Here is a 13679-nt window from a genome sequence, read left to right on the forward strand (position 1 = left end):
TAACAGCAACCAGGCAACCTTCATTACTTTTATCCTCATTGTTTTCAGTACGCCACACACTACACTCTCCAGAGCAGGAGAAATGCTATCAGTAAACCTCTTTTATAGTCTTATATATTGAAAGTAATTGTAAAAATAAATATAAATACCAATAAATACTGACTTTATGAACTATAATTCCGCTTTATATTAAAATAACAGGATGTTATATCATTAAGAAGATAAGGAAAATTGCTGGCAACCGTTTTCTCGCGAGCATGCAACCCGATTTTGTAGCGCGTCATGGCAATGTACTATTGTCATACATAAAAAACGCTATCGTTTCTCGAACAAGAAATTCATCAGGCTTATAAGAGATAATGAAATCTCGCAACTGAACGGAAACTTATTTCTGTATCAGGCACCATATTTTATATGTATAGTAGTGAAAGGTGTATATTTATTAGCAGGCACACGCAAAAGATAATAAATATATCTCTCTTGGCAAAATTATTACCAGGCTGGTTATAAAAGCATTCAATAATATTAATAAATGGCTTGTTGATGATTTAATCCTGCTCCTGAATTTATCCTTCTGGCTCTGTCTGCATACACAACAGCACTAACATAAATCAGGACAGACACATTCCTCGAACTCCCCTGGCAGATCCTTTTATCTCTTAATTGATTGTTCGCTTAAGAATAACGGCAACGTTCACGCCCTGACCTCTCCTCTTCTCTGCCATCCGTTTTCAGAACGTTTCAGCGGATAAAAAAAGCCCCTGTTTGGCGACTGCTTCCCTCTGGCTAAGAGGGGGAAACAGTACGCCATTCACAGGGGCTGTACGGTTAATTACTGCCGAACATGTCTTTTATCCAGCCAGCCACACCATCACTCTTCTCTTGTTGTTGAGGCTGTTGCTGCTGCTGCGGTTGTTGAGACGGCTGCCCTTGCTGCTGGCCATCCGCCGCAGGTGGTTGCTGAGACATTGGCTGAGACTGCTGGCACAACACAGACGGGTCGGTGGTCCACACCGGCAATGTACGCACACCACCACCGTTGCACTGGAACTGCCCCATATCGTCCACACTCATGTCGACAACGTCTTCCGGAGGTACCAAATCAAGTGGCATTGGCGATTCATTAGTAAGATAGCGCTGATACAGAGTCATTGCCCCACTCGAACCATAGAAACGTGTTGGCTGATTATTATCGCGGCCAAGCCAGGTAATCACGACCTCACGGCCATCAATCCCCGCAAACCAGCTATCCACCAGATTGTTCGTAGTCCCGGTTTTACCGGCCAAATGCAGTTTCGGGAACTTCACGCTCAGCGCATGGCCGGTACCACGGCTAACCACCTGTTGCATGGTGTAGAGCGTCAGATAGGCAGCCTGAGCCGGCACAGCCCGTTCCGCCTGCGGGAAGCTTTGGTACAACACGGTACCATCTTCACCAATCACTGAACGCAATACGGATAATGTCGCCCGGTTTCCGCCACTGGCAATCGTCTGGAAAGCCTGTGCAACTTCAATCGGGGTAAGGTTCAATGCACCCAGCAACATCGCGGGCACTGGCGTCAGTTGGTCTTTGGAGACACCCAGTTTTTGCCAGGTATCAACAATAGAAGACAGGCCCAGCGTCATACCCAGGTTAACCGTCGGCACGTTCATTGAACGAGTAAGCGCATCCACCAGCATCACCTGCCCACTGAAGCGCTTATCGTCGTTTTGCGGCGACCAGGTTTGGCCATTGGATAAACGCAAAGTAATAGGCGCATCAGCAATCCAGGTATTCAGGCGATACTGATTAGGCTGGCTCAGTGCTGTCAGGTATGTTGCTGGTTTTGCCAAAGAACCAATAGAGCGGCGTGCCTGCAGTGCACGGTTATACCCGGCAAACTGAGGATTAGACCCACCGACAATCGCCCGAACTTCCCCGGTAAAACGGTCAACGACAACCATCGCCGTTTCCAGATCGCTCAATTTACGTTGCTTACGCAACTGCGGGATCCCTTCGGTAACCGCTTTTTCTGCGGCGTCCTGGGAAACCGGGTCAAACGTTGTGAAGATTTTCACCCCGGAAAGGTCTTTGATTTTATCGCCAAGTTTCTGCTGCAATTCCTGTTTAACCAGTTGCATAAACGCAGGCTGTGGCGAAATCACGCCACCACGCGGCTGCACACCGAGCGGGCGCGCACTTAGCGTGTCGTAGAGATCCTGGTCAATAACTTTCTGTTCCTGCAACAAGCGCAATACGATATTACGCCGTTCCAGGGCCAGTTTTGGCCGGCTCCATGGGTTATATAATGACGCCCCTTTCACCATACCAACCAGCAACGCCTGTTGATCCAGGCTCAGTTCTTCTACCGGGCGGCCAAAGTAATACAGGCTGGCAAGCGGGAAACCGCGAATCTCATTATTGCCACTCTGCCCCAGGTAAACTTCATTCAGGTAGAGTTCGAGAATACGGTCTTTGCTGTAGCGGGCATCCATAATCAGCGCCATATAGGCTTCATTGGCCTTACGCCACAAAGAACGCTCATTGGATAAAAACAGGTTTTTGACCAGCTGCTGAGTCAGAGTACTCCCACCCTGAACGGCACGACCGGCGGTGATATTCGCGATAAACGCACGGCCAATGGAGTACAGGCTTATCCCGTCGTGTTCATAGAAATGCCGGTCTTCTGTAGCAATCAGCGTGTCCACCAGCAAGTCAGGGAAACCTGAGCGTTTCACAAACAAACGTTCTTCACCATTAGGCGAAGAAAGCATGGTTATCAAACGTGGGTCGAGGCGCAACAGGCCAAAGCTGCGGCCATTGTCCATATTCTGGATGGAATCAAGGTGGTCACCATCAAACACCAGGCGCGCCCGCACCTGGCCTTCTTTGCCATCCGGGAAATCAAATGGACGGCGGATCATCTCAATACTATTCGCCTGGACGGTAAACTCACCAGGACGCGTCATCCGCGTCACCTGGCGGTATTGGGTTGCTTCCAGCAAATTGATCATCTCTTTTTTGCTGGTCGGCATATCCGGTTCCAGGCTTACCATGCGGCCGTAAACGGCTGCCGGTAATTGCCAGACCTGCCCGTCAATACGGCTGCGGATTTTCTGGTCGAGGTAAACCCCATATGCAGCGACAATCACTGCAAAAATAATGAACAGTTTTACCAGTAGCCACAGCAACCAGCGCTTTTTGCCGGGTGGGCTCTTTTTCTTACCTTTCCGTTTACTCGGCATGGGCTCCTCGTCTTCGTCCTCATACTCATCGTCGTAATCGTCGTAGTCGTCATCGTAATCATCATCACGATGCCCGCGACGGCTTGCTTTCGGTTTTGAAGGACGGCCAGATTTGGGTTTACGTCCGATTGGTTCGCGGTCATTCCCCGCCATGCTTTTTCTCCAAAAAACGCCAGGCGCAGGCGTTTGATTCTCATTGCTTGCGCCAATTCTGAAACAAGAAATCTCTCAAAAAAACAGATAACCGCCTGATTCAGACTGGCGGCTGGTACTTTTTCGTCCTGCGGGTCGGTGCAGTTGTCGCGGGTGAGTCCGGCCAGAGATGTTTGGGATAACGCCCTTTCATCTCTTTTTGAACCTCCCGATACGCCCCTTGCCAGAACCCACCCAGATCACTGGTTACCTGTAACGGGCGCATTGCCGGTGAAAGCAGCTCCAGCGTTAGCGGAACACGGTTCTGTGCAATACACGGGGTCACGGCCTCGCCATACATTTCCTGCATTCTTACCGAGAGTATGGGGGGTTTATCGCTAAAATAACGAATGGCAACCCGACTCCCGGTGGGCACAGTGTAATGAGTTGGTAGCTCACTATCCAGACGTTGGCGTAATGACCAGTCCAGTAAATTGCAAAGAGCTTTAACTAAATCCACATTCTGCAAAGCCTGCCGAGAGCTAACCTGTTGAATTTCAGGCGCCAGCCAGGTGTCGATAGTTGCCAATAATGCACTATCAGCCACACAAGGCCAGTTGTACTCAGGTAACCAGTTCGCCGCACAGGCAATTCGCACCCGCATTTGTTGTGATGCTTCTGTCCAGTTCAGGGCAGACAAGCCTTTATCACGTATGCCATTCAAAATCGCCTGAGTCATATCCGCCTGAGACGGTTTGGCAAGTGGCTGGCTCTTCACCACCAGCTCACCAATTTGCCAACGGCGAATTGCACGCAATGTTCCCTGATCTTCATGCCATTCAACGCTGTCGCGCACAGCAACCAGGTGCCCCATTTCTGCCTGCACAGCGTCAATATCCAGCGGCAGTGCCAGCAGGATACGGGCATCGGGTGACTGGTTGCCCTGTAACAAGCTCACAGCGATCAGCCAGTCATAGCGGTGCAGCGCATTATCCTGGTTCAGCATGGCACCCATACCATTCGCCAGTTGATAGCGCCCACTCTGCCCCCGGCGCCGGGCAATACGGTCAGCATAAGCCAAAGCCAACAACCGGGTTGCACACTGGCTGTTCACTTCACCCGTTGGTGCTTTTTTGTGGATACGCTGTAACAATTGCCGGGCGCGTTGGTTCCACTGAGGCATATTGCGGTACAGCAAAGCATGCAAATCACCGTCACTGTTTCTTGGCGGCTCTTCTATAATTGCGACCAGTTTTGCCGCAGTCGCGCGCTCATCAGCATCCCGAGCGTTAGCCAGCATTACACCGGCACGCGGCTCAATACCAAAGGCGGCAACCTGGCGCCCCAGCTCAGTGAGGCGCCACTGCGCATCCATAACACCCAGCTGTTGTAGTAAGGCTTGCGCTGCGGCTACTGCTGCCTGTGGAGGCGTATCCAGCCAGGTAAGTGCTGTAACATCATGGCAGCCCCATTGTGCAAGCTCCAGCAACAGCCCACTCATTTCGCTGTGCAGGATATCAGGTTCACTTTGTAGTGGTGCTCTGTCTGCCTGTTCTTTACTGGTCAAATGGACACAGATACCCGGCTCAAGCCGCCCGGCGCGGCCAGCGCGTTGTGTCATGGAAGCCTGACTAATGCGCAGCGTTTCCAGGCGGGTTAACCCGGTACGGATATCAAACCTGGCTGCGCGCTCCTGAGCGCTGTCCACCACCAGCCGGATACCTTCAATCGTCAGGCTGGTTTCAGCAATATTGGTTGCCAGCACCACCTTTCTAAACCCATCACCAGCGGGAAGAATCGCTTTGCGCTGTTCCGCCAGCGGTAATGCGCCATACAGAGGGCACAGCACCACATCATCACTGACCAGGGATGACAACGCCTCCTGCACACGCTGAATTTCTCCAACACCGGGTAAAAACAATAACAAAGAACCTGTTTCTTCCCGTAATAACTGGTTCACCGCACGGGCAACAGCCACATCAAAAGGAATATGGCTTGCCAAAGACTGGTAGCGGCGTTCGACGGGAAAAGCACGCCCACGCGAAACCACCACCGGCGCATCAGGTAAACAGGCACTCAGGCGTTCGTCGTCCAGAGTTGCCGACATAATCAGTACCCGCAGGTCGTCACGCAAACCCGCCTGAACATCCAGCAACAATGCCAGAGCCATATCGGCCTGGAGGCTGCGCTCGTGAAACTCGTCCAGAATGACCAGCGCCACGCCACTAAGCTCAGGATCCTGCTGAATCATGCGAGTGAGGATCCCTTCGGTTACGACTTCCAGCACGGTTCGCGGGCCTACGCAGGTTTGTGCCCGCATGCGGTAACCAACAGTCTCTCCCGGCTCTTCACCCAACAACTCAGCAAGACGCTGCGCGACATTGCGCGCGGCCAGCCTGCGAGGCTCCAGCAAAATAATCCGCCCTTTAGCACGAAAATGCGCCAATAGTTGCAGCGGTAGCCACGTCGATTTACCTGCACCGGTAGGTGCATTCAGCAAAACCTGTGGTGCCGAGTTCAGCGCACAAACCAGCTCATCCACAACTTCTGCAACAGGTAATAACGACACAGAGCACTCCAGGGGTTAACATAAAAAGAGCAGCATTGTAGGCTGTAAGCTGTGATTATGCACGGCCCGTAACTTTTACTACACCAGCAGACGACTATGCCTGAAACCAAACGGCTCTTTTTTGCCATTGCCCTGCCAGCCCCCCTGCAACAGGAAATTATTGACTGGCGCGCAACGCACTTCCCGGAAACAACCGGGCGGCCAGTTGCAGCAGCAAACCTTCATCTGACGCTGGCCTTTTTAGGTGATGTTACCTCTGAGAAACAACAAGTATTGATGCAACTGGCCCGCAGAATTCGCCAGGGTGCTTTTGCTCTGACACTGGATGACGCTGGGCTGTGGGTGCGCTCACAGGTGATTTGGCTGGGGACACGCAGCCCGGCGCGCGGGTTACTGTCACTGGCTGATATGCTGCGAGCACAAGCCGCGCGTAATGGCTGCTACCAAAGCCCGCAGCCATTCCATCCGCATATCACACTGTGGCGCAACGCAGTTCGCGATGCCCGGCTTCCTGCACCTGGTTTTCGCTGGTCTTTCACTGTCAGCAGTTTTGCACTCTACGAGTCGCAATTCGCCCGGGGCCGCACACGCTATACCCCACTGGCTGAATTTCCTCTTGAGCAACCGGAGAGTTAATGGATTTTTCCCCTGTATTACATTCCGCCACCCTGGTGCGCCGTTACAAACGTTTTCTGGCTGATGTTATTACTGAGCAGGGAGAAGCCCTGACACTGCATTGCCCCAATACCGGCGCAATGACCGGGTGCGGCAGCCCGGGCGACAAAGTCTGGTATTCCACCTCGGATAACCCGAAAAGGAAGTATGCCTGCACCTGGGAACTGACAGAAACCCGCAGTGGCGCTGTTATTTGTGTTAACACACAGCGTGCCAATCAACTCACAGAAGAAGCCTTGCGGGCTGGGTGTATTCCGGCCTTAACTGGCTATGAAAATATTAAGCGTGAAGTAAAATATGGGCACGAAAACAGCCGGTGCGACTTTATGTTACAGGCATGTAAACAGGTTAACTGCTATATTGAAGTTAAGTCTGTCACGCTCTCGGACGAGGGTCAGGGCTATTTTCCTGATGCAGTGACAACCCGTGGTCAAAAGCATTTGCGTGAACTGATAGCAATTGCGGAACAGGGGGAACGCGCGGTATTACTGTTTGCGGCGTTACACACTGCCATTACGTGTGTTTCTCCCGCCAGCCACATTGATGCGGCCTATGCGCAGTTGCTCAAAAAAGCACTGCACAGCGGCGTAGAGGTTTATGCCTGGGGGGCCTCAATCAGCCCTGAAAAAATGGTACTGAACCGCCCGCTCAATGTTGTGGTCTAACAGATTGTTTCGTGTCAGTATGTTGTTGGATAAATGCTGCGCGCGTGAATACGCTTTTCCTCACAGGGTTGTCAAGAGGTGTGTTTATATAATTGCTATCCGGAAAAGCTTCTGTTATTTATAGCGACCTGATTTTCCCCCGACAGGGGATCGATAGTGCGTGTTAAGGAGAAGCAACATGCAAGAAGGGCAAAACCGTAAAACATCGTCCCTGAGTATTCTCGCCATCGCTGGGGTGGAACCATATCAAGAAAAACCGGGCGAAGAGTATATGAACGACGCCCAATTAGCGCACTTCAGGCGCATTCTTGAAGCATGGCGTAATCAGCTCAGGGATGAAGTAGACCGTACCGTAACACACATGCAGGATGAGGCAGCAAACTTCCCGGATCCGGTTGACCGTGCAGCCCAGGAAGAAGAGTTCAGCCTTGAACTGCGTAACCGTGACCGTGAACGTAAGCTGATCAAAAAAATCGAAAAAACGCTTAAGAAAGTGGAAGACGAAGATTTCGGCTACTGCGAATCCTGTGGTGTTGAAATTGGCATTCGCCGTCTGGAAGCTCGTCCTACCGCTGACTTATGCATTGACTGCAAAACACTGGCAGAAATCCGCGAAAAACAAATGGCTGGTTAATCCGCCCGCGGTAATTCTCCTTTTCTTCGGCGGGTCTTCCCGCCGAAGCAACTTCCCACGCTGAATCATGTCTGCAAACAGTTATATTGGGCGTTTCGCCCCCTCACCTTCTGGCGAGTTACATTTCGGTTCCCTGGTTGCTGCGTTAGGCAGTTATCTCCAGGCTCGTTCCTGCCAGGGAGTCTGGCTGGTTCGCATTGAAGATATCGACCCGCCTCGTGAAGTACCGGGCGCTGCCACCACTATTTTGCGCCAGCTTGAACATTATGGGTTGTTCTGGGATGGCGAAGTATTGTGGCAATCGCACCGCCACCAGGCATATCAGGATGCCCTGCACTGGCTGGCAAGCCAGAACATGAGCTATTTTTGTACTTGTACCCGCGCCCAAATTCAGGCCAGTGGTGGTTTTTACCCAGGCTGGTGCCGGGATAAACACCATAGCGGCGAGCATGCTGCAATTCGGCTACGGCAAACCCACCCGGTTACTCATTTTCACGATAAATTGCGTGGCAATATTGACGCCAGCGATGCAATGGCCCGGGAAGATTTTATCATTCACCGGCGCGATGGGCTGTTCGCCTACAACCTGGCGGTTGTGGTGGATGACCATTTCCAGGGGGTAACAGAAATTGTGCGTGGTGCCGACCTGATTGAACCAACAGTGCGCCAAATAGCGTTATACCGGTCTTTTGGCTGGGCTGAGCCCGGCTATATTCATTTACCCCTTGCCTGTAACGCGCATGGCGATAAATTATCCAAGCAAAACCATGCGCCAGCACTGCCACAAGGCGACCCAAGGCCCGTTCTTACCCAGGCTCTGGCATTTCTTAACCAACCCGTTCCTGGCGGCTGGCAAGACCTGAATACTGGTGAGTTGCTGGCTTTTGCAGTAAAAAACTGGCAATTAAGTGATGTTCCGGCTACGGTCAGCGCGAATCCGGCATTCTCAAATGGTGAACACTGAGCTATGATTAGCCGCTGTTTTATCCCGACCACGATACACAGAGGTGCAACATTTTTACCCGAGTCGCTAATTTTTGCCGTAAGGTGCTAAACCGCGAGGAGTCTGAAGCTCCTGAGGTGCTTATGCAACCGAAGATGACCGTTATCCCGCGAGAACAGCATACGATCTCCCGCAAAGATATCAGTGAAAATGCCCTCAAGGTACTTTACCGGCTGAATAAAGCAGGCTATGAAGCGCTGCTGGTAGGCGGTGGTGTCCGGGATTTACTCCTCGGCGCGCGCCCAAAAGATTTTGATGTCACAACAAGTGCCACTCCGGAGCAGGTGCGCAAACTGTTCCGTAATTGTCGCCTGGTCGGGCGCCGGTTTCGCCTGGCTCATGTCATGTTCGGCCCGGAAATTATCGAAGTTGCCACCTTCCGTGGTCATCATGAATTACATGACAGCGACAGAACCACATCTCAGCTCGGCCAGAATGGCATGCTGCTGCGCGATAACATCTTCGGGTCCATTGAAGAAGATGCCCAACGGCGTGACTTTACGATTAACAGCCTCTATTACAATGTTGCTGACTTTACTATTCGTGATTATGTCGGCGGCCTGCAAGACCTGCAGGAAGGCATTATTCGCCTGATTGGCGACCCGGAAACACGTTACCGGGAAGACCCGGTTCGCATGCTGCGGGCTGTTCGTTTTGCCGCCAAGCTGAATATGACAATCAGCCCGGAAACAGCCGAGCCGATTCCACGTCTCGCTTCTCTGCTTAATGATGTTCCCCCTGCCCGCCTGTTTGAAGAATCGCTGAAAATGCTGCAGGCAGGTTATGGCTACCGGACTTATCAGTTACTGTGCCAGTACCAACTTTTTCAACCACTGTTTCCGGGGATTGCACGCTATTTCACCGAGCAAGGTGACAGTCCAATGGAGCGGATCATCACCCGGGTACTCAAGAACACCGACTCACGTTTGCAAAATGATTTGCGCGTGAACCCGGCGTTTTTGTTTGCGGCGATTTACTGGTATCCCCAACTGGAAATGTCGCAAAAAATTGCCCATGAAGGTGGTTTGACCTGGTTTGACGCTTTTTCACTGGCCATGAATGATCTGCTGGACGAAGCGTGCCGCTCACTGGCCATTCCGAAACGCATTACCACCATTATCCGTGATATCTGGCAATTACAATTACGCCTTTCACGCCGCCAGGGTAAACGTGCATGGAAATTGATGGAACATCCAAAATTCCGTGCAGCATACGATTTACTGGAAATGCGGGCTGAAGCAGAGCGTAACCCAGAATTACAGCGCCTTGCTCAATGGTGGGGGGAATTCCAGGCCGCAACGCCTCCGGCTCAAAAAGAGATGCTGAACCAGTTAGGTGATGACAGCCCTGCTCGTCGCAAGCGCCATCGCCCGCGCCGGAGAATCCCGAAACGTGAAGGCAATTCATGACACGGGTTTATATTGCTATTGGCAGCAACCTGGCATCACCACTGAACCAGGTAGAGGCAGCCATTGATGCACTGAAACAACTGCCTGAAAGCCAGGTGGTTGCTGTCTCGCCTTTTTTTCGCACCCCGCCCCTTGGCCCACAGGATCAACCTGATTACCTGAATGCCGCCGTTGCGCTGGATACAACGCTCTCACCACTGGCTTTGCTGGATAACACGCAAGAAATTGAACGCCAGCAAGGCCGGGTACGTAAAGCAGAACGCTGGGGGCCACGGACGCTGGATCTGGATATCATGCTGTATGGCAATGACACCATTGAGAATGAGCGCCTGACCATCCCGCATTACGATATGAAGCATCGTATGTTCATGCTCTGGCCTTTGTTCCAGCTGGCTCCTGATTTATTTTTCCCCGACGGGCAAAGTTTGCGTGGCTGCCTGTCCCGCCTGAAAGATACCCCGCCAGAGCGCTGGTAGGCTTTTTTTCGAGCTGGATCATTTCAGTCAGTCAATTGCTGCTTTTCCAGCCACCCGTCAACCTAATTCAGCGCAAAATAACTAACACCCCCTCCCACATTCTTCTAGAATGCCCTGTCCTATATTTTTCCTATGATGCGACGGGGTAACCATGAAACCAACCACCATGACTCACCTGCGCCAGCTAAAAGACCAGAACAAGAAATTTGCGACTATAACCGCCTACGATTTTAGTTTTGCAAAACTCTTTTTCGATGAAGGGATTCGGGTAATGCTGGTCGGTGATTCTCTGGGGATGACCGTACAAGGGCACGATTCCACTTTGCCTGTAACAGTTGCAGATATTGCCTATCACACAACCGCAGTACGCCGTGGTGCGCCAGAATGCCTGCTGCTGGCTGATTTGCCTTTTATGGCGTATGCCACGCCGGAACAAGCCTTTGAGAACGCGGCAACCGTGATGCGTGCCGGGGCCAATATGGTAAAAATCGAAGGGGGGAGCTGGCTTGCAGATACCGTGCGTATGCTCACCGAGCGCGCTGTGCCGGTTTGCGGCCACCTGGGGCTGACGCCACAGTCAGTGAATATCTTCGGTGGTTATAAAGTTCAGGGCCGTGATACCGCTGCCGCAGAAACCCTGTTTGATGACGCCAAAGCACTTGAAGCGGCAGGGGCACAAATGCTGGTGCTGGAGTGTGTTCCGGTAGCTTTAGCTGAACGGGTAACACAAGCGTTATCGATTCCGGTGATTGGCATTGGTGCAGGTAATGTCACCGATGGGCAGATTCTTGTGATGCATGATGCGTTCGGGATCACCGGGGGTCATATTCCTAAATTCGCTAAAGATTTTCTTCGTGAAGCCGGTGACATACGCGCAGCCGTTCGGGCTTACGTTCACGAAGTCGAAACGGGTGTTTATCCGGGTGAAGAACATAGTTTTCAGTAACGGGAGTACGTTGTGTTAATTGTTGAATCACTCAGCGTCCTGCGCCAACACATTCGTGAATGGCGGCAGGCAGGAAAGCGCATTGCGCTGGTTCCCACTATGGGCAACCTGCACGATGGCCATATGACACTGGTTGATGAAGCCCGTCGCCATGCCGATATTGTTGTTGTTTCTGTTTTTGTGAACCCAATGCAATTTGACCGGGCGGATGACCTGGCGCGTTACCCGCGCACACTGCAGGAAGATTGTGAAAAGCTCAATCGCCGCCGTGTGGATCTGGTCTTTGCACCCGCGCCATCCGAAATCTACCCTCAGGGGATGGATACCCAGACCTATGTAGAAGTTCCCGGGCTCTCCACCATGCTGGAAGGTGCCAGCCGCCCCGGTCATTTCCGCGGTGTTGCGACCATTGTCAGCAAGTTACTGAACCTGGTTCAGCCTGATGTTGCCTGCTTTGGTGAGAAAGACTACCAGCAACTGGCTCTGATTCGCAAAATGGTGGCAGATATGGGCTATGGCACAGAGATTGTTGGCGTACCTATTGTGCGCGCGAAAGATGGCCTGGCACTCAGTTCACGCAATGGTTACCTGACCAGTGAGCAGCGAAAACTCGCGCCTGGGCTGTACCAGGTGATGAACACTGTTGCGGAAAAACTGCGTCAGGGAGAACGAGATCTGGATGAAATTCTGGCTCTGGCAGCCAACGCATTAAATGAAAAAGGTCTGCGTAGCGATGATTTGCAAATTCGTGATGCAGGCTCGCTTGAAGCACTGAGTGAACAAAGCAAAGCCGCTGTTATTCTGATGGCGGCCTGGCTCGGGCAGGCACGCCTGATTGATAATATGGTCGTTACACTGACACGCTAGACAGTGTACATAAAACGGGCAATACTGCCCTGGTTCCGGTGTGTTGAGGCACACCGTCAGTCAATGCCACAAAGGTTTAAACTATGATTCGCAAAATGCTGCAAGGCAAACTCCATCGTGTCAAAGTGACTCTGGCAGACTTACATTACGAAGGGTCCTGCGCCATCGACAAAGATTTCCTTGAGGCGGCCGGGATTCTTGAGTATGAAGCCATTGATATCTATAACGTCACCAACGGGAAACGTTTTTCAACCTACGCTATTGCTGGCGAACGCGGTTCGAAAATCATCTCAGTAAACGGTGCAGCAGCACACTGTGCAGATGTTGGCGACATACTGATTATCGCCAGCTATGTAGACGTGCCTGATGAACAGGCCCGCGACTGGCACCCGAAAGTCGCTTATTTCGATGGTGAAAATGAAATGAAACGCCAGGCAAAAGCTGTACCGGTACAGGTCGCCTGATTGCGTATACCAGGGTTGGTTCAACCAGCCCTGGTTCATAAAAAAGCGCCCGCCTGCACTAACTGTGGGAACCGGGTTTGATAAGAACAAACGGTGGGTTTTTCTGCTGCTGGTGCCATAAGCTGGTTACGCTGTCGCCCCCGGCTGCCACAATTTGCTGGCGAAATTGCTCGCTGGTAAGGGTTTCCCTGGCTGGCAACATAGACTGCAACAACGCCAGTGAAATACCGCAAATAACCTCACACCCCGGGTGTTTATGGCTTAGTAATGCAGCTGCACGGTAAGGTGGTGCTGCTGGCAGGTCGGTCAAAAAAATCACGCCATCGCCGCTGTCGGTATTATGCAATGCGTCACACATAGCACGGCTGAGCATATTATTACTCATTTCGGGCCAAAAATTCACCGTACAACATTGTGGCAACACACCTGCCTGCGCTTCCAGCGCATCCCGAATTTCCAGTGCCATATTATTATGGCAGGCAATTACCCAACCCAGCATCATCCATCCTCCTGAAGTACCATACCAGTGTGCCAGACAGGAATAATGATGTTGTGACGTTTATCAATAATGGCAGGTTTCCCCGGCAAAATATCACCGGGGACGAAAGAAATGA

Annotated in this window: 12 protein-coding genes; 9 read left to right on the plus strand and 3 right to left on the minus strand. The window is 51.8% G+C overall.

Annotation, left to right across the window (positions count from 1 at the left end; translation table 11 throughout):
• Positions 1 to 828: 828 nt before the first annotated feature.
• On the minus strand, positions 829 to 3378 hold the full coding sequence (mrcB, locus tag DES37_RS10710; RefSeq protein WP_110025779.1) for a bifunctional glycosyl transferase/transpeptidase: 2550 nt from the start codon (positions 3376 to 3378) through the stop codon (positions 829 to 831).
• 100 nt (positions 3379 to 3478) lie between these two features.
• Positions 3479 to 5926, minus strand: coding sequence for an ATP-dependent helicase HrpB (gene hrpB, locus DES37_RS10715; protein ID WP_110025780.1), 2448 nt, complete (start codon positions 5924 to 5926; stop codon positions 3479 to 3481).
• A gap of 96 nt (positions 5927 to 6022) precedes the next feature.
• Here hrpB and thpR point away from each other — a divergent pair, with 96 nt between their 5' ends.
• From thpR to panD, 9 genes are all read left to right on the plus strand, one after another.
• Positions 6023 to 6562: an RNA 2',3'-cyclic phosphodiesterase gene (gene thpR, locus DES37_RS10720; RefSeq protein WP_110025781.1), complete on the plus strand. Its 540-nt coding sequence runs from the start codon at positions 6023 to 6025 to the stop codon at positions 6560 to 6562.
• The gene (sfsA, locus tag DES37_RS10725; RefSeq protein WP_110025782.1) at positions 6562 to 7266 is read left to right on the plus strand and encodes a DNA/RNA nuclease SfsA; all 705 of its coding nucleotides are present in this window, start codon (positions 6562 to 6564) and stop codon (positions 7264 to 7266) included. Before thpR ends, sfsA begins: the two co-directional genes overlap by 1 nt.
• A gap of 178 nt (positions 7267 to 7444) precedes the next feature.
• Positions 7445 to 7900 carry an RNA polymerase-binding protein DksA gene (gene dksA / locus DES37_RS10730; protein ID WP_036106071.1) on the plus strand — a complete coding sequence of 152 codons (456 nt, stop codon included), beginning with the start codon at positions 7445 to 7447 and terminating at the stop codon, positions 7898 to 7900.
• A 67-nt stretch (positions 7901 to 7967) separates the two neighbouring features.
• Positions 7968 to 8864, plus strand: coding sequence for a tRNA glutamyl-Q(34) synthetase GluQRS (gene gluQRS / locus DES37_RS10735; protein WP_036106074.1), 897 nt, complete (start codon positions 7968 to 7970; stop codon positions 8862 to 8864).
• Positions 8865 to 8914: 50 nt separating this feature from the next.
• Complete coding sequence (pcnB, locus tag DES37_RS10740) at positions 8915 to 10312, plus strand: polynucleotide adenylyltransferase PcnB (protein ID WP_072006910.1); 1398 nt, start codon at positions 8915 to 8917, stop codon at positions 10310 to 10312.
• A complete protein-coding gene (gene folK, locus DES37_RS10745) occupies positions 10309 to 10788 on the plus strand; it encodes a 2-amino-4-hydroxy-6-hydroxymethyldihydropteridine diphosphokinase (protein WP_110025784.1) in 480 nt (159 codons plus the stop codon). Before pcnB ends, folK begins: the two co-directional genes overlap by 4 nt.
• 151 nt (positions 10789 to 10939) lie before the next feature.
• A complete protein-coding gene (panB, locus tag DES37_RS10750) occupies positions 10940 to 11734 on the plus strand; it encodes a 3-methyl-2-oxobutanoate hydroxymethyltransferase (protein WP_110025785.1) in 795 nt (264 codons plus the stop codon).
• 12 nt (positions 11735 to 11746) lie between these two features.
• Positions 11747 to 12601 (plus strand): pantoate--beta-alanine ligase, encoded by an 855-nt coding sequence (gene panC / locus DES37_RS10755; RefSeq protein WP_110025786.1) that lies wholly within the window; start codon positions 11747 to 11749, stop codon positions 12599 to 12601.
• A gap of 83 nt (positions 12602 to 12684) precedes the next feature.
• Positions 12685 to 13065 carry an aspartate 1-decarboxylase gene (gene panD, locus DES37_RS10760; RefSeq protein WP_036106088.1) on the plus strand — a complete coding sequence of 127 codons (381 nt, stop codon included), beginning with the start codon at positions 12685 to 12687 and terminating at the stop codon, positions 13063 to 13065.
• A gap of 58 nt (positions 13066 to 13123) precedes the next feature.
• Here panD and DES37_RS10765 read toward each other — a convergent pair whose 3' ends face one another.
• Positions 13124 to 13564 carry a PTS sugar transporter subunit IIA gene (locus DES37_RS10765; RefSeq protein ID WP_036106868.1) on the minus strand — a complete coding sequence of 147 codons (441 nt, stop codon included), beginning with the start codon at positions 13562 to 13564 and terminating at the stop codon, positions 13124 to 13126.
• Positions 13565 to 13679 lie beyond the last annotated feature (115 nt).

The organism is Mangrovibacter plantisponsor (genome assembly GCF_003182475.1).
Taxonomy (GTDB): domain Bacteria; phylum Pseudomonadota; class Gammaproteobacteria; order Enterobacterales; family Enterobacteriaceae; genus Mangrovibacter; species Mangrovibacter plantisponsor.